Source organism: Hahella sp. NS-SX17 (assembly GCF_057367735.1).
In genome coordinates this window covers 747,158-763,228 of record NZ_CM170632.1, presented here as the reverse complement: position 1 = coordinate 763,228, position 16,071 = coordinate 747,158, and the positions used below count along the sequence as shown (strand labels likewise).

The 16,071-nt window shown below is 54.7% G+C and carries 15 protein-coding genes; 5 read left to right on the top strand and 10 right to left on the bottom strand.

The features are described 5' to 3' along the window. Positions 1–114: 114 nt before the first annotated feature. The gene (locus tag AC2IBB_RS03455) at positions 115–999 is read left to right on the top strand and encodes a MurR/RpiR family transcriptional regulator (RefSeq protein ID WP_486331519.1); all 885 of its coding nucleotides are present in this window, start codon (positions 115–117) and stop codon (positions 997–999) included. Here AC2IBB_RS03455 and AC2IBB_RS03450 read toward each other — a convergent pair. Next, on the bottom strand, positions 996–1,127 hold the full coding sequence (locus AC2IBB_RS03450) for a hypothetical protein (RefSeq protein WP_486331518.1): 132 nt from the start codon (positions 1,125–1,127) through the stop codon (positions 996–998). The two genes, AC2IBB_RS03455 and AC2IBB_RS03450, sit on opposite strands and share 4 nt — an antisense overlap. A gap of 200 nt (positions 1,128–1,327) precedes the next feature. On the opposite strand from AC2IBB_RS03450, the gene AC2IBB_RS03445 reads away from it, so the two are divergent. Next, on the top strand, positions 1,328–2,524 hold the full coding sequence (locus tag AC2IBB_RS03445) for a maltoporin (RefSeq protein ID WP_486331517.1): 1,197 nt from the start codon (positions 1,328–1,330) through the stop codon (positions 2,522–2,524). Positions 2,525–2,734: 210 nt separating this feature from the next. After that, positions 2,735–4,900, top strand: a complete 2,166-nt coding sequence (locus AC2IBB_RS03440; protein ID WP_486331516.1) for a bifunctional diguanylate cyclase/phosphodiesterase — start codon at positions 2,735–2,737, stop codon at positions 4,898–4,900. 18 nt (positions 4,901–4,918) lie between these two features. Here AC2IBB_RS03440 and AC2IBB_RS03435 read toward each other — a convergent pair whose 3' ends face one another. The 8 genes from AC2IBB_RS03435 to AC2IBB_RS03400 form a co-directional block, all read right to left on the bottom strand. Then, positions 4,919–5,344 carry an early set domain-containing protein gene (locus AC2IBB_RS03435; protein ID WP_486331515.1) on the bottom strand — a complete coding sequence of 142 codons (426 nt, stop codon included), beginning with the start codon at positions 5,342–5,344 and terminating at the stop codon, positions 4,919–4,921. A gap of 175 nt (positions 5,345–5,519) precedes the next feature. Beyond that, positions 5,520–6,443 (bottom strand): DUF4382 domain-containing protein, encoded by a 924-nt coding sequence (locus tag AC2IBB_RS03430; RefSeq protein WP_486331514.1) that lies wholly within the window; start codon positions 6,441–6,443, stop codon positions 5,520–5,522. Between the two features lie 534 nt (positions 6,444–6,977). Beyond that, a complete protein-coding gene (locus tag AC2IBB_RS03425) occupies positions 6,978–7,991 on the bottom strand; it encodes an SAM-dependent methyltransferase (RefSeq protein WP_486331513.1) in 1,014 nt (337 codons plus the stop codon). Next, entirely contained in the window at positions 7,988–8,767 is a 780-nt protein-coding gene (locus tag AC2IBB_RS03420; RefSeq protein WP_486331512.1) for a DUF1295 domain-containing protein, read from the bottom strand. Before AC2IBB_RS03420 ends, AC2IBB_RS03425 begins: the two co-directional genes overlap by 4 nt. After that, on the bottom strand, positions 8,758–9,996 hold the full coding sequence (locus AC2IBB_RS03415; RefSeq protein ID WP_486331511.1) for a class I SAM-dependent methyltransferase: 1,239 nt from the start codon (positions 9,994–9,996) through the stop codon (positions 8,758–8,760). The genes AC2IBB_RS03420 and AC2IBB_RS03415 overlap by 10 nt, the downstream gene beginning before the upstream one ends. A gap of 44 nt (positions 9,997–10,040) precedes the next feature. After that, positions 10,041–10,835 carry a DUF1365 domain-containing protein gene (locus AC2IBB_RS03410; protein WP_486331510.1) on the bottom strand — a complete coding sequence of 265 codons (795 nt, stop codon included), beginning with the start codon at positions 10,833–10,835 and terminating at the stop codon, positions 10,041–10,043. Next, on the bottom strand, positions 10,819–12,078 hold the full coding sequence (locus AC2IBB_RS03405) for an NAD(P)/FAD-dependent oxidoreductase (RefSeq protein WP_486331509.1): 1,260 nt from the start codon (positions 12,076–12,078) through the stop codon (positions 10,819–10,821). Before AC2IBB_RS03405 ends, AC2IBB_RS03410 begins: the two co-directional genes overlap by 17 nt. Next, complete coding sequence (locus AC2IBB_RS03400; RefSeq protein ID WP_486331508.1) at positions 12,075–13,025, bottom strand: acyl-CoA desaturase; 951 nt, start codon at positions 13,023–13,025, stop codon at positions 12,075–12,077. Before AC2IBB_RS03400 ends, AC2IBB_RS03405 begins: the two co-directional genes overlap by 4 nt. Positions 13,026–13,241: 216 nt before the next feature. Here AC2IBB_RS03400 and AC2IBB_RS03395 point away from each other — a divergent pair, with 216 nt between their 5' ends. Then, positions 13,242–13,808, top strand: a complete 567-nt coding sequence (locus AC2IBB_RS03395; protein WP_486331507.1) for a nuclear transport factor 2 family protein — start codon at positions 13,242–13,244, stop codon at positions 13,806–13,808. Further along, on the top strand, positions 13,805–14,341 hold the full coding sequence (locus AC2IBB_RS03390) for a chalcone isomerase family protein (protein WP_486331506.1): 537 nt from the start codon (positions 13,805–13,807) through the stop codon (positions 14,339–14,341). Before AC2IBB_RS03395 ends, AC2IBB_RS03390 begins: the two co-directional genes overlap by 4 nt. On the opposite strand, the gene AC2IBB_RS03385 is transcribed toward AC2IBB_RS03390, so the two are convergent. Further along, a complete protein-coding gene (locus AC2IBB_RS03385; protein WP_486331505.1) occupies positions 14,324–15,868 on the bottom strand; it encodes an FMN-binding glutamate synthase family protein in 1,545 nt (514 codons plus the stop codon). The two genes, AC2IBB_RS03390 and AC2IBB_RS03385, sit on opposite strands and share 18 nt — an antisense overlap. Positions 15,869–16,071: the final 203 nt, after the last annotated feature.

The following is a 16,071-nucleotide window of genomic DNA, read 5'->3' as shown; positions in this document are numbered from 1 at the left end:
CAGGCCATGCGGCTGGCGACCCAGGGTGCGCGGAGTTATATTAGAGGCGATAACAAAATGTGTAGTAATTTCACTACAACAATAAATAAATCGCTCCCGGAATCCATACAGATAATGAATGAAACCATATCCCACCAGAATCTGCTGGAGGTGATCCGGCAGAGGCTCGACGATTTGAACAAATCCGAGCGCAAAGTCGCCGAAGTCATCCTGCGCGATCCAAAAGCCGCTACTCGCTACAGTATAGCCGCACTGGCGCGCGCCTCTGATGTCAGTGAACCCACAGTCAATCGCTTTTGCCGCAATTTCGCAGCCAGCGGCTTTCCCGATTTCAAGATTCAGCTCGCGCAAAGCCTTGCCAGCGGGACGCCGTACGTCAGCCAGAGTGTTGAATCGGACGACACCGTCGAGGAATACAGCGACAAAATATTCCTCAGCACCATTGCTGACCTGGACAAGGCCAGGCAATCTCTCAATACCTCCGCTATCTCAAAGGCGGTGGATTACCTGATCCAAGCCAAACAAATTTCATTTTTTGGCATGGGGGCGTCCGCCGCCGTAGCTATCGACGCTCAGCATAAATTCTTTCGCTTCAACATTCCGGTCACCGCCTACGACGACTTTCTTATGCAGCGCATGGTCGCCGCCGCCGCGCACACGGGCGACGCCATCGTCACCATCTCCTATACCGGTCGTACGCGGGAAATGGTGGAAGTCGCCAAAATCGCTCGCGAGCAGGGCGCTGTCGTAATCGGCATCACTGCGCCGGATTCTCCTCTGGCTCGGGAGTGCACCGTGGCCCTGGATGTCATTGCGCCAGAGGATACCGACGTCTATATGCCGATGACCTCCCGAATCGTGCATCTGGCGGTGATCGATATTCTCGCCACCGGCGTCACGCTAAAACGTGGAGCGGACTTTCATTCTCATCTGAAGCGCATCAAGGACAGTCTGCGCGACACCCGTTATCCCCACGATGATGGATCTAACGGCGCCTAAACGTCCACGCTGATTCTTTCTGCTTTTATATAACTCACACCCGGAGAGTGACGGCAACTCTCCGGGTGTGCGCGTTTTGCTCCCTTCATCGCCAGAATAGCGCTCGCTATCAGCTTGACGCTCGCCATTACTACCTTTCTCCTCCCCCCTCCCCCTGACTCCTCCCCCCCCAAAACTTTCCTAACGGAGGATGTGCCATATCAGGCGTTCACTGAGTATGAGACCCAGCAAATAACAATTTGTCCCATCGACAAAGCGCCTCCGTTATCCGGGCGTACTCAAAGGTCCGGCCTGGCGAGTCCTTTAACAACAAGAGCAGGAAAAAACGATGACAGACAAGAACAACAAGCGCCTCTTCAAAGTAGCCCCCCTGGCGACCGCCATCGCGGCCTCTTTGTTCACCGTAAACGCCAGCGCCGTTGAGTGGCATGGCTATGCGCGCTCCGGTATCGGCATGAGCGACAACGGCGACCAGCAGTGTATCAACAAGCAGGCGGTTGGCCGTTTGGGCAATGAATGCGAAACCTATGCGGAGCTGGATCTTCAGCAAGAGCTTTTCAACCGCGACGGCAGAACATTCAAAGTTGAAACCATGCTCAGTTATAAATCCAACCAGGACGGAGATTATGAAGCCCTGAACAGCGAAGATGACGAAATTGCGCTTCGCCAAATGAACGTTCAGGCCAAAGGGGTGCTGGGATTCGCCCCCGAAGCGACGCTGTGGGCGGGTAAACGCTACTATCAGCGCCACGATATTCACCATCTGGACCTTTTCTACTGGGACGTATCCGGTCCTGGCGCTGGTATTGAAGGTATCGACGCGGGCGCAGGCAAATTCTCAGCCGCCTGGACCAGAGGCTACGGCAACATAAACATTCTCGACTTCCGTTATTCCGGCATTCAAGTCGGCGCCAGCTCATTGGAAGTGGGCTTGGACTTGGCCAAACCAAGACTGACTGACGCCCAAAAAGACGCTGGCGCAGCAGACGATCTGAGCACGCTGTTCACTGCGGAACTATCCACGCCGATCATGGATGGCTTCAACAAAATCGTATTCCAGTATGGAACTGAAGGCTACGCCTCACCAATGCGCAACTTCGGCGGCGGGCAATGGAATGGAACGCTGGATAAAGGCGGCAAAGGTTTCCGTCTGATCGACTGGGGTGTGGTAAAGCCAAGCTCCAATATAGAACTCAGCTACGCAGCGATGTATGGCGTCTTTGAAGATGACGACATGAACGACGATTCTTCGTTCTATAGTATTTCAGCACGTCCCGCGTATAAGTGGTCCGATTACATGCGCACTTATCTGGAAGTTGGCTACTTCGCTGCAGACGACGATGGCGTCGACTCCCAGCTGGACAAAATCACCATCGCACAAGCCTGGTCCGCAGGTCCCAGCTTCTGGGCGCGTCCAGAGATCCGCGTTTTCGCCAGCTACATTAGCGATGGCGAAGGTACGCCGTTTGAAGGCGGCGAAGATAGCGTGCTGAACTTCGGCGTGCAAATGGAAGCCTGGTGGTAATCCACTTTCCTTTCCCCTATCTCAACCCAAGTGTTCGGGCCGGTTAACCGGCCCTTTTTTTCGTCCCTTTGACTGGCTAAGACTTTGTCGATCACGGCTGCCCCTGCTATTTTTTATTGATAAGTCCACAATGCTGCAGGGTGCATTTTGTCTGCCAGAGCGTCTTATCACTTACTACTATCGCTGCTCGTCTTTTGCCTGGGTTTTACCATGACGCTGTCCTTATGGTCGCGAATTGATATCGAGACCCGGGAAAGACGACAACACGCCTTGGACTATCAGGCCGAATTTCTCAGTAAGCGCATTACCCGCCAATTTCTTGAGCAGGTAAGCGCCCTCAAGCGTTTGGCCGCTTACTGGGACCATAACGGCGGCTTCAGCAAGGAAACGTGGCTTAAAATCGCCGAGGAACTGCATAAGGACTTTCCTAATTTCAAAGCCATTGAGTGGACGGATAATAACTACGTAATTCAATGGATAGAGCCGATGGAGGGAAACGAACAGGCGCTGGGATTCAATGTGGCATTTAACGAGAGCCGGCGACAGGCTCTGGAAGCCGCCCAGATGCAGGGCGTCATTAACTCCACGCCAGTAATCACCTTACAACAGGGCGGCCAGGGCGTGGTCGTGTACGCCCCTATTGGCAGAGGCGAGAACTTTCAGGGATTTATCGTCGGCGTCTTTCTGGTGGAGCAATTGCTCAGCAGCCTTATCTCCCCTCGGGAGGATGACCACTTTCATGTGCGCGTGTATGAGGAAGATAAGCGGATATTCAGCAACAGCGCCGAGGACGTCAGTCCTGACATCAGCGCTGAAGCGGACTGGAAGCCTCTCCAGTTCTCCTGGCGTTTGAGCGTGCAACCCAAATCCGATTGGCTGCATAATTATTCATCCCCTCTCCCTGTCTTCGTCATAAGCGCGGGAACCATATTGTCGGCGCTGCTGGCCTGGGTCTGCTTTCTCGCCATGTCTCTCGGGCGTCAGCGCCACTCACTGCTGAACGCGAACGAAGCGTTGCAGAGTGAAGTGGCTAACCGGCAGGAAGTGGAGCAAACGCTATCCCACGTCATTACGCACGATGCCTTGACGGGATTGCCTAACCGTTCCTTTTTTCAGGAAGATCTGGCGCAAGCTATCCTTCGCGCCCAGCGCGCCAACAGATATTTAGCCGTCATGCTGGTAGATCTGGATCAGTTCAAGAAAATCAACGATACCCTGACCCACAGCGCCGGCGATCAGTTAGTGATTTCCTTGACCAAGCGTTTCAATGCACTACTTGAAAGTGAAGTCAGCATCGCCCGCGCCGGCGGCGACGAATTCATGATGCTGCTGGAAAATCCTGATTCCGTGGATGAGGTCATCGCCATCGCCAATCGCGTCATGGCTTGTATGAAACAACCTTTTTCATTAAACGATGAAGAAGTCTTCATCACCTGCAGTATCGGCATCGCTGTCTATCCGGAAGGCGGCTCCAGCGCCGAGGACCTGATTCGCAACGCCGACGCCGCACTCTATCGGGCTAAAGCCGCCGGACGCAATGGCTATCACTTTTACACCACAGGCATGCATGCCGAAGCGCTTAAGCGGCTGGAGCTGGATCGCTGGCTGCGTGAGGCGATCGCACGCAACGAACTTACCCTGGCGTTTCAGCCCAAGGTGAATCTGAAAACAAGGGACTACACCGGAGCCGAAGTGCTGCTGCGCTGGTATCGCCCGGAGCAGGGCTTTATATCACCGGCGGAGTTCATCCCCCTGGCGGAAGAAACAGGGCTGATCAAAGAGCTGGGCATGTGGGTGGTGCGCCAGGCCTGTCAGCAGTTATCGGAATGGCGCGGCACTCCTCTGGGACACATCCGCCTGGCGATCAACTTATCTGCGATACAACTTGAGGATAAGGCGCTGGTCCACAAAATCGACGGCTTGCTGCGGGAGTTCGATATCCCGCCGCGGCAATTGGAGTTCGAGTTGACGGAGGAGGTTTTCATCCAGAATATAGAGTCTAACATGGCTCACCTCAACGAACTGATCAAAATGGGCTTTCGCTTGTCTATCGACGATTTTGGCGTTGGATACTCATCTCTCGCCTATCTCAAGCATTTCCCCATCTCCTGCATCAAGATCGACCGCAGTTTTGTGTCTCAGCTGGAAACAAACACCGATGACCGAGTCATCATCAATGCGGTGATCGCCATGGCTCACAACCTTAATCTGAGCGTCGTCGCGGAGGGTGTGGAAACTGAGGCGCAAGCCACCTACCTGAAAAAGCAAGGTTGCGATGAAGCCCAGGGATATCTGTTCGCCAAGCCGTTGCCCCCGGATCAGTTATACAAGCTGGTCACATCGTTGAGAAACGGGACCAGCCTGCAACAGGGGTAATCAGGGGTAATGATGAAGCTACTTCGCCGGCTCTACGTAAACCACTGGCTGTTCGCCACTGTTATCAAGGTAAAAGCTGTACACGCCAGTCTCAGGCGGGTTGAATTTAAAGTTTTCAAAAACGGACGAGCAATTGGCTTTTGCTTTTTTACCGAACTCCAACATTTGATCTTCCTGAGATAAAAATCCGCAGTTGGTTCCAGCACTCCACGCCGCGTCCCCGAACTTCAGTTCATAAGGCTGTCCGTCCGCCTTCAGCTCAACGCTGGCGACATAGAGATCCGGTCCGGCTTTTTTAACTTTATATTCATCCAGCGCATCCCACCAGGCAAACTGCCCGCGCAGGTATAACGATTGGCTTAGATCTCGCTTACCGCCAGTGGAAGCGCATCCGGTCAGCAGTATAGTGACGGCCAAAGCAGCAATAATGATTGGCTTTTTCATTCTTGTTCTCCTGCAAAGTTGTTATTGAAAGTGTCGCAGTCAGAATCAAAATGCTCGGTGAAAGCGTGTCAGGACGCATCATCTATAACGCCAAAGGAAGGGGCGTAGCATCAGGAAGGAGAGGGAGTAGAAATACGCAGCGATACAGGGTAATGCAGGCGGAGCAATACGCCGCTTAAAGCGGCGTTGCAGTGGCGTCCAGAACAGCGGTTTTATCGCCGTCGTCATTGACGACGACCACAGTCACAGTCTGCTCAGCGAAGGAGAACCCCTGGTCGTTCAGCTCAGGGTTATCCTTGGGGTTACAGCTATACGCCAGGCGATAGGCTCCATTGTCCGGGTTCCAGATAACCGCCCTGTACATGCCATTCTCCGGATTCACCACGCTGGACAACACTGCGGTCGCTACCGGGTCTTTGTCATCGCCGTCGATATCGTCCAAAACCGCATGGGCGCCAGCGAACATATATATCGCGCCAGCGTACTGACTGGAGTCATCACAGTTGGCCGCCAGTAATTCCGGCGCGACATTGACGGTCAAGGAGCGCACGCTGCTTAACTCCACCGTTTTCAATACCGGCTTCAGCTTGAACTGACGGTTGTTCTCAATGATGGAGCGCCTCAGATCCAAATCGATCAGAAAACCTTTGGGCTGACCGGCGTTTACCAGAAACTCCCGGTTAATCTTTAACCCGTCAAGGTTGTCTTCAGGAATGGAAAGCTCATAACGGGAGCCGTCCGCCAACTCAATGTAGGAGTCAAAAATTCCGTCCATCCGAGCATTCACCATAAGACGCAACCAGGAGTATGCGCCTATGCCCAGCTCGCCCTGCAAAAGGGAAATGCGATTACCCGCCAGCGATTCTGACAATAAGTCTATACTGCGCGGTTCTGCATATTCGTAAACGGAACGGCCGTTTGATTGAGACTGGATCTCGACACCGGTAAATTCGATGACCACCTTGGTCGCTCCATCTACCGGCGCGTCAGTGATTTCGAGAGAAAACGGAGCCTTGTCCGCAGCGCTCTCGTCCTGCCCGCAACCGAACAGGCTTAGCGCGCCCACAAGGAACAAAAATTTAAGCACGAGTTTCAACATCGTCATTCTCCCCGCTCAAACTCCGGAGAAACGAAACCGGCCCGATTTCTGGGTTCTTCCATAGAATCTATCTAACCTTTTCTGCAAAACATTCGCGTTTGCGGCGGAAAAAGCGCCGGCGACCCTGGCGACCAATACTGAAACCTATCCTGCTTACACGCGAATCATCCAACAAGCGGCGTATTTAACCCCATGATTGATGAAATTACGACCATCCATATGGACTATTTGGACGATCGTACCGCCTACACTCTCCGGATTAGCGCCAATAATGATCTTTATTATCATAAGGTTATAAAAGTGACCCATTATTAAATCGCCGCAAAGTCATAAGTTTTATGGTTACTTTGAAAGGTCGTAACGCATTTGCAGATACATATTCATTTATATGTATCTCGTTATTACATTTGCAGTGCAGGACGCACTTATTCCATTAAGATGGGGACATTGATATTGATGAAGAGATACGAACTGCCGCAGAGAGCGATAGCGACTGGCGCCAGATTCGCTATCGCCCGGATACTCTGCTGCGTCTTATTGTTTCATAAAAAGATAATGACCAACTTGCCACTCTGCGCCGGAGCGATAGTTAAACAGCTCCGCACAGGCCATAAAAAACATGCGCCAGCGTTGTATCCAGATATCAGCATCGCTCTCTCCATAGGCGTCAGCAAAGATTTGCCTGACTGCGATTTCATGATTATCCAGATTATTTAGCCAGGCTTCGGCTGTCGCGCCATAGTGGCGACCATCCAGCAACCATTGCTGCATCAGGTGCAGATTCTGCTGAAAGTGGCCGAAAGTGCCCGCCGCCGGCATCAGCCCTCCGGTAAAGAAATACCTGCCCATCCAATTATTGGCGCCTTCCGTTTCAAAGGGATAGAGCAGGTTACGGTGACAGAATATGTGGGCGAAAAACAAACCAGCTGGCGTCAGCCACTGGCTGATACGCTCGAACAAAGCCTGATAGTTGCGTACATGCTCAAGCATCTCTACCGAAACAATGCGATCAAACGTCGTCGCGGGGCGAAACACATTCACATCGCAGGTCAGAACTTTTAGATTACGCAAGCCGCGCTGCGCCGCTTGCGCCTCAATAAAACTGCGCTGTGACGAGGAGTTGGACACTCCGGTTATCTCCGCCTTAGGAAACGTCTCCGCCAACCACAGACTCAATGACCCCCAGCCGCATCCCAGATCCAGAATACGCTGCCCATCGGCCAACTGAGCCCGCTCCGCATATATCGCCAGCATCGCCTCTTCCGCCGCAGCCAGATCTGTGACCTCACTGTCCCACCAGCAGGCGCTGTACTTCAAACGCGGCCCCAGAACCAGCCGGTAAAACTCGGCGGGGACTTCATAATGCTGTTCGTTCGCCGCCTGCGTCTCAATTGCGATAGGGCCGTTGAGAAAGCGGGCGATTCTCTCAAGCTCACCGCCTCCCCGCTTGCGTTCCTGCATCAGACGCTCACGACACAGACGACGAATGCCAAAACGAATCAGGGCGTCAGGCACCCAACCTTTCTCCGCCAGTTCGATCATGCTCATGATTTGGGCCTCCAGGGAATAAACATAGGGGTACGGCGTTGATAATCCCGATAATCGTCCCCTCGTGAACGCAACGCCTGCCGTTCGGTAAAGGGGATGCCGGTAACAAAGTACAGGAAGACGAACATCAACACTGGCGCGCCCCATAACCATTGACTCCAGGGGGATGCAGCCCCCAGCAGCGGGTAGGCGAACCAATGCAGCCATTCAAAAAAGTAATTGGGGTGCCGTGAATAGCGCCACAGCCCTGTCCGACAGGTCTTACCACTGTTTTGCGGATTGGCTTTAAACGCCGCCAGCTGTCTATCCGCCAGCGCCTCTCCCACCCAGGCGACAACCACCAGTAGCAGCGCAGATGCATACAAGGGCGCTGACGGCGTTTGCGCCTGACTAACCACCCAGGCGGGCAAAGCAAAGATCCACACCCAGGAGGCTTGCATCAGATACAGCCCCAGAAACACGCTGCGCCAGCGATCGCCCGCCCACAAACGCAGAGCGGCGTATCGGCCGTCTTCCTCGGCGCCTGCGATTCTGTGCGCCAGATGCCAGGCCAGGCGTCCGAACCAAACCAAATAGATCAACGCCACGGTCAGGCGCAAAAGCTGATCGCCGGTTCCCGCCAATGCAAAGGAAGCCCCAGTGACGCCCACTCCCGCCGCCCACCAGACATCCACCCATCCCGCATTACGACTGCGAGTCTGCAACACGTATCCCACCAGAAAGACGGCCGCCAGACAGACCGGCGACCACCACAACAGGGTCAGGCTCACAGCCATTGCCCACGGCGGCAATTCGGTTTGGCGAACAGCATCTGCACGTTGGAAATCGCCCGTTCGCGGAAACCGCCTTCGCAATAGCAAAGATAGAACTCCCACATGCGAATGAAGCGCTCGTCAAATCCCTGCGCGCGCACTTGCGGCAGATTGTGCAGGAAGCGCCGACGCCACTCCTGCAGGGTCAGTGCGTAGCTTTCGCCGATATCCTCCAGATTAAACAGGCGCAACCCCGCTTTGGCCGAGCTCTGCGTGAGCACGGACACGCAAGGGATAAAGCTGCCGGGGAAGATGTAGCGCTTGATGAAGTCCACATGTCGCAGCGCTTTATCGTAACGATTATCGTCGATGGTGATAGCTTGAATCAGCCCCAGACCATCTTCTTTCAACAGGCTGCTGAGCTGACGGAAGTAGCCGTCCAGAAACTGATGCCCCACCGCCTCCACCATTTCAATGGAAACCAGCTTGTCATAGCGGCCTTCCAACTTACGATAATCCTGCAACAGCACAGATACCCGATCTTGCAGGCCCGCTTGCCGCACTTGCTCCGCAACCGCGGCGTGCTGCTCGACGGAAATGGTCGCCGTCGTCACCTTACAGCCATAATGGCGGGCGGCGTACAACGCCATGCCTCCCCATCCTGAGCCGATTTCAAGCAAATGATCATCCGGCGTTAACGCCAGCTTGCGACAAATACGATCCAGCTTGGCGACCGAAGCCTGCTCCAACGACTCCTTGCCTGTGGCGTACAACGCAGAGGAATACATCATGCTTTCATCCAGAAACAGGCGAAAAAAATCATTACCGAGGTCGTAGTGCGCAGAAATATTCTTGCGAGAGCCTTGCAGCGTGTTGCGATTAAAGCTGTGCCACAACTTACTCAAAGCGCTGGGAATGCGCGCCATGCCGGACTCCAGCTGCTCAAGACGCGCCCGGTTGCGTAATAGCAGGCGTACGAGCGCAGTAAGGTCCGGCGATGTCCAGGCGCCTGCCATCCAGGACTCCGACACCCCGTTGACGCCTCCGGTTACAGCGATGCGGTAAAAGTCCGCGTTTAAGACTTCAATCCTGGCGCGCAGAGCATCATGCCCCGGCGCGCCAAAAACCTGATATTCGCCATTATCGAACAGTTCGAGCTCCCCTCCTTGTATGCCAGCGCATAGCTGATACAAAGCGCGCTTCCAAAAGCGTTCGGGCAACAGTAAAGGTTTGCTGATCGTACTCGCCCACATAGTTATGTCTCCAGCTATTTGAACCATCAAGGCTTAGCGCCGTTTTATACCGATTCCTGACCCATCCGCTTTCTCCCCCTGAGCGCCTTCCTATCAGGATGGGGGTAAAAAGGAACGCCCTTACGCCAAAGTGAGAACGCCTGCCGATATATCGCCGCCGCCACAGTCACGCACAAAAAGGGGAATTTAAGCGGCGCGCGCCAGGCGCTGGCGGCGGTCAGGGGTTTCTTGACCAGGCCGAGACTGGCGTCGAACACCGCCTCGCCATCGTCCAGGAGGCGCATGTGCGTCCACACCCGTTGCTCGTCCAGGCGAAACCGCCACTCATAGCGCAACGCCATTGGCATGAACGGCGACACATGAAACGCCTTGTCAAAGCTGAAAGTAAGCGCCTGCCCCTGCAACCGTTGCGGCCTCAGCGGCAACACGTAAGAATGACGCTCGTTCCAGGGCGTGTTGTTAATCTCCGCGACGATTGCATACAACTCTTCCCGATGGTTGAAGCAGAAATAGAACGACACGGGGTTAAAGCAAAACCCCCAGGAGCGTAAATGGGTCAGCAGGCGAACAGCCCCAGTCTGCGGCGCTACGCCGGCTTCATGCAGGCGTTCATACACCGCCTGTCGCAACTCCGGAACCTCAGGGCGCAGATAGTCTGAGCGCCGAAACTGCACCAGATTAAAACCGCGGCTGGACCAGAAAGGCAGAGTGTTAATTTCCTCTAGCTCATCCAGATCCAGCCAGGTCATGCTGAGGCGGTACTCAAACCTATGCGACGTCGGCGCATAGCGGCGATGCCGCACCTTGCCTTCGCAGACCGCGCTATGCCGCAACGCCATATCGCCTCCGTTGGATCAAAGACACCACATCCAGCGCGCTACGCACGCCATCTTCATGGAATCCCCAGCCCCAATAGGCGCCACAGAAATAAGTATTGCGGCGGCCATTGATTTCACTGCGCCGCCCCTGGGCTTGCAGGGTCTCAATTGTGTAGACCGGGTGCGCGTAGGTGCGCCGGGCGTACACTTTTTCGGGAGCGATCGGAAAGCTGGGGTTCAGTGTGACTATTACGGGCGTCGTACATGTGAGGCTTTGCAGAGAGTTCATCCAATAGCTGACGGAGCAATGCTCAGTCTCGCGCTGGGGAATAAAGGCGTTCCAGCTCGCCCAGGCGGCGCGTTTCGACGGCATGGCCCGGGTGTCGGAATGCACCAGCGCCAGATTCTCCTGATAGGGAATGGCGCCCAGCACATCACGCTCCGTCTGATCAGAGTCCTTGAGTAAAGCCAGCGCTTGATCGCTGTGACAGGCGAATACGACAGCATCATATTTTTCAGCGCCATATCGCTCAGAGTGCACCATGACGGAGTCACCGCAGCGGGTCACCGTAGCGACCGGACAGGACAGACGCACGCGCGGTCCCAGCACGGCCTGAATACGCGACACGTACTGATGCGAGCCTCCCTGCACCACCTTCCATTGCGGACGACCGCGCAGCTGCAACATACAATGGTTATCCATAAAAGAGACAAAGAACTGAAATGGAAAAGCCTCGATCATCCGCGCGGATGCGGACCACAACGCACAAGCCATGGGTACGATGTGATTGTCGATAAATGATCGGCTATAGCCATCTTCGCGCAAAAACTCGCCCAGCGTCATATCCGCCCCAACGTCCAGTGCGCGCTGCGGCGCTTCGTTATAGAAGCGCCGCAAATCCTTGAGCATGAGATAAAAGTCTGGACGCAACAGGTTGCGTTTCTGCGCCAGCAGCCGGCTCAACCCTGCCGCGCCATATTCCATGCCCGTCGCTTCATTCACCGCGCTGAAACTCATGTCGCTGTCGCGCCATTGCACGCCTAATTCCCGCAACAAGTCGCAGAATCTGGGATAGTTGCGCTCGTTAAACACAATAAAGCCGGAATCGACCGCCACTTCCTGGCCGTCCAGGCGCAGAGCGTGGGTATCAGTATGCCCGCCTGGGCGCCCATTCGACTCATACAGCGCCACATCATGACTTTTATGTAGATAATAAGCGGCGGTGAGACCGGAAACGCCAGCGCCGATGATTGCGATTTTCATCTGCGGCCTCCGTCTAGCGACATAACCGAAATTTCAGGCTTATGCGCCCATTTCTTATGCTCAGGCACATCTCTGAGATCCCAGATCAGGCCCAATGCCGCCATCAACCGCAACAAGTAATAACTGAGATCAAACTCCCACCAGAAAAACCCCTGCCTCGCGCTGCCGGAGTAATGATGGTGGTTGTTATGCCAGCCTTCCCCCAGGGTCAACAGGGCCAGAACCAGATTATTGCGAGAGTCGTCTCCGGTTTCATAGCGACGCGTCCCCCAGCGATGAGCGAGAGAATTAATGGCCAGCGTGGCGTGAATCAAAGCCACCGTGGAAATGAAATATCCCCACACCAGCATTTGCCACCCACTCGTCTGCAGCTGCGGAGCCAGATACGCAAGCGCCTCTCCCAGACACCACATGCCAAAACCGAAAGCCAGGGGGATGCACATATCAAAGCGATCAAGCCAGCGCAGCTCCGGAAACTGGCTGAAATCCTTCACCAGATTCAGCGGCGCTTTGAAGTGTTTTCCTCCGAGAAACCAGCCTGCGTGACTGCGCCAGAAGCCATGTCGGGGCGAGTGAGGGTCTGCTTCCGTATCCGAAGTGCGGTGATGATGACGATGATGCGCCGCCCACCAAAGCGGCCCTCGTTGCGTGGCTGAAGCGCCCAATACTGCAAAGATGAACTGTAAGAGACGGCTGGTGCGAAAGGACTTGTGGGCGAAATAACGATGGTAAAACGCCGTGATAGCGAACATTCTCACCAGATACGCCACAACTGCGACCAGAACCGCCACAGAGCTCCACCCCACCCAGAGCACCGCAACACAAGCGACGTGAAGACCGACGAATGGCCACACCCTGCGCCAGTCCACAGCGTCCCGATCCACCTCTACTGACATTCCTTTGCGGTCATTATCAATCCAGCTCAATAACCAGCCCAAGCCTTGCATAGTTAAGACAGTCCTCAGTTGTAGGATTCGCCGCCATCATCGCCAGTATCTTACGAACGAAGCGGCGGTTTGGTTTGCAGGCGGGATTTTATAACTGTCTTGGTCGGGTCTGGCTAAGTTTGCACATTACTGTCGCCAACCATGGCAAAACTAATTCTCATCCAGCGTCGTAAAAGCTTAGCATCACGCGTATAAAACCATTCAGGAAACGACATCATGGCCCTTCTCCGCAACAGCTTAACCGCCGCCTTCGCAGGTCTCTTGAGCGCCTGCTCCAGCTCGGGTCCTTTGACGCCCTATCAGGAATACATAAAGTCGGCTAGCCCTGGCGCCTTCTCCGCCATTGAGCAGGAACCCCGGCTACACGCATTTACGGCGCTGATGAGCGATTTCACGCCGGAGAGCATTCCCGCTGCCGTCGAACGCGCCTACGCGGAAACTTTCTATTTCAATGACACCTTCCACAGCGTGCAGGAGCGAGATCGACTCACGCGATATTTTGTTGTCATGGCGGAAAAAGCCGAGACTAAAGTGCAATTTCTTGATTACGCCGCCGCTGGCGACGACATTCTGCTGCGTTGGGCTATGACCTTGCAGTTCAAGGTCTGGTGGAAGCAGGTAGACGTGACCTCTATCGGGATCTCGCACTTACGCTTCAACGACCAGGGTAAAATCGTTCTGCATCAGGATTACTGGGACAGTGCGGAAGGGTTTTACTACCACCTGCCTCTGGTTGGCGGCGTGCTACAAAAGATTCGCGGCGGCGTGGGAGCACAGCAGTGAAAATCTGGCTGCCGATATGGCTGGCGTTATCCAGCTCGACGCTGTGGGCGTCTGACTCGGAAGCCTTTCCCTCAACGCAGCAAATCGCTGGAGCGACATTGCAACGTTGCGGCGTCTCTGAGTTGAAGGCTTATCGCTTCTTCACTGTTGGCGCAGCCGCTTTTTACCGGGAAGACTGCGCCGCGGCATGGCGTCAGGACTCACAGGAAAGCCGAATCATGGTGTTTCATTACGAGCGAAATATACCTGCCCGCGCCTTTGCCGAAAGCGCTGAATCCTTACTACGGCGTAACCAAGCCCTGCCGGAGAACATCAGCGCTTTACGCCAATTTCACAGCCGCTATCGGGATGTAGACAAGGGCGACGCCTATCGTCTGGAATACCAGCCCGCTAGCGGCCTGCGCCTGCTGCTCAATGACCAGGAGCTGGCGCGCCTGCGGGAGGAGCCGCTGGCCCATGCTTACTTCAGCATCTGGCTGGGCCGGCGGCCCTTTGATGAAGCCCTTAAACAGCGCTTACTCGGGCTGGACTAGCTTGACCACTTCTTCAGCGTATTCCGGCCGAACCTGACGGGTCGGGAACAAAGTCTCCAGAGACGTGGAAAAGCTGCTGTCGTTGATGATATGCGCATGATAGCGACGCAGCTCTCTGGGTTCCCGCACGCCACAGGAGTGGGCGATAACCCCCACTTCATAAGCCATTTTCTTAGCGTAATTAGCGACGCGTACGGCTTTGTTGGCGGGGTCAAGGCCTTTCTGCAGCTCTGGATCATGGGTGGTGACCCCGGTCGGACAGGTGTTCTTATTGCATTGCAACGCTTGAATACATCCCAAGGCGAACATATAGCCGCGGGCGGAGACGATAAAATCCGCTCCCATGCACAACGCCCAGGCGACGCCGGAAGGCGTGATGAGCTTGCCGGAGCAAATGACTTTGATGCGATGCCGCAAACCGTATTCCATCAGCTTATCCACCACCAGGGGCAGGCTTTCTTTGATAGTGAGCCCGACATAATCAATCAAGCTCTGTGGCGCGGCGCCCGTGCCCCCGTCCGCACTATCGATGGTGATAAAGTCCGGGGCGTATTCAAGCCCGCGTTCATGAATACGTTTGAACAAGGTGTCGAGAAAACCGTAAGCGCCAATTACCGCTTTGAAACCCACTGGCTTCCCGGTGACTTCGCGTATGTGCTGAATCATATCCATCAAATCATCCACATTTCGGATCTCCGGATGACCGTTGGGACTGATGGACGCTTTGCCCTCGGGAATACCGCGGATGGCCGCGATCTCCTCCGTCACCTTTCCGCCGGGAAGAATACCGCCTTTGCCCGGCTTGGCGCCCTGACTCATTTTGATTTCAAACATTCTGACTTGTTCGTGCGCGGCGATTTGCGATAGCTTCTCATCGCTCAACGCTCCTTCTTCCGTTCGTGCGCCATACTTGGCTGTACCGATCTGGAATACCAGGTCACAGCCGCCTTCAAGGTGGTGCTTGGTGAGTCCGCCCTCCCCGGTATTCATCCACACACCCGCTTCTTTCGCGCCACGGGACAGCGCCATAACCGCCGGACGGGAGATAGCGCCGTAACTCATGCCGGAGATATTGAAAATGGAGCTGGTGCTGTATGGCGTGCGCGCGAAGCCCTCTCCCAGGATGATCTCTTTTGGCGGCACCGCGTCTTCCTCCAGCGTGGGGAAAGGGCAGTTCAAAAATATCACTTCGCCTGCATGTGTGAGATTGCGAGTGGAGCCAAACGCCACCGTGTTATCCACATTTTTGGCGGAGCGATAAACCCAGGCGCGCTCCGCACGATTGAAGGGCAACTCTTCCCGATCCATGGCGAAAAAATATTGCCGAAAAAATTCGCCAAGGTGCTCGAAGAAGTAGCGGAATCGTCCAATCACCGGAAAGTTGCGGCGGATCGCATGCTTCTTCTGGGTAATATCGATGATATAGGCGATCAACACCCAAACCACCAGTATGGCGATCACCGCAGCACCAAAAAAAGTGGCGATTTCAACCAAAGTAAAAGTCAGGTTTCGGATTGCGTCTGACATCGCAGCAGTCTCCATATTCGGCGGGTAGCATAATGACGCCGAAAGTATCAGCAAGTGGGAACCGATTACAGTTATTAGGCAAATTATGCAGCGCTATGGTTTCCCTCGCCACCGAATCACGCCCTCTTTCAGTTCAGGGTAAATGCGAGCTTGTCAGTCAGGGTTTTCATCCGCATAGTAATCGGCCCCTAACTCTTTGCCTC

Bases quoted from the DNA above. Each gene is read 5' to 3' on its own strand.
- AC2IBB_RS03445 (WP_486331517.1), top strand. From the start codon at position 1,328: ATGACAGACAAGAACAACAAGCGCCTCTTCAAAGTAGCCCCCCTGGCG.
- AC2IBB_RS03415 (WP_486331511.1), bottom strand. From the start codon at position 9,996: ATGTGGGCGAGTACGATCAGCAAACCTTTACTGTTGCCCGAACGCTTT.
- AC2IBB_RS03405 (WP_486331509.1), bottom strand. From the start codon at position 12,078: ATGAAAATCGCAATCATCGGCGCTGGCGTTTCCGGTCTCACCGCCGCT.
- AC2IBB_RS03400 (WP_486331508.1), bottom strand. From the start codon at position 13,025: ATGCAAGGCTTGGGCTGGTTATTGAGCTGGATTGATAATGACCGCAAA.
- AC2IBB_RS03420 (WP_486331512.1), bottom strand. From the start codon at position 8,767: ATGGCTGTGAGCCTGACCCTGTTGTGGTGGTCGCCGGTCTGTCTGGCG.
- AC2IBB_RS03450 (WP_486331518.1), bottom strand. From the start codon at position 1,127: ATGGCGAGCGTCAAGCTGATAGCGAGCGCTATTCTGGCGATGAAGGGA.
- AC2IBB_RS03385 (WP_486331505.1), bottom strand. From the start codon at position 15,868: ATGTCAGACGCAATCCGAAACCTGACTTTTACTTTGGTTGAAATCGCC.
- AC2IBB_RS03430 (WP_486331514.1), bottom strand. From the start codon at position 6,443: ATGTTGAAACTCGTGCTTAAATTTTTGTTCCTTGTGGGCGCGCTAAGC.
- AC2IBB_RS03395 (WP_486331507.1), top strand. From the start codon at position 13,242: ATGGCCCTTCTCCGCAACAGCTTAACCGCCGCCTTCGCAGGTCTCTTG.
- AC2IBB_RS03410 (WP_486331510.1), bottom strand. From the start codon at position 10,835: ATGGCGTTGCGGCATAGCGCGGTCTGCGAAGGCAAGGTGCGGCATCGC.
- AC2IBB_RS03425 (WP_486331513.1), bottom strand. From the start codon at position 7,991: ATGAGCATGATCGAACTGGCGGAGAAAGGTTGGGTGCCTGACGCCCTG.
- AC2IBB_RS03440 (WP_486331516.1), top strand. From the start codon at position 2,735: ATGACGCTGTCCTTATGGTCGCGAATTGATATCGAGACCCGGGAAAGA.
- AC2IBB_RS03435 (WP_486331515.1), bottom strand. From the start codon at position 5,344: ATGAAAAAGCCAATCATTATTGCTGCTTTGGCCGTCACTATACTGCTG.
- AC2IBB_RS03455 (WP_486331519.1), top strand. From the start codon at position 115: ATGAATGAAACCATATCCCACCAGAATCTGCTGGAGGTGATCCGGCAG.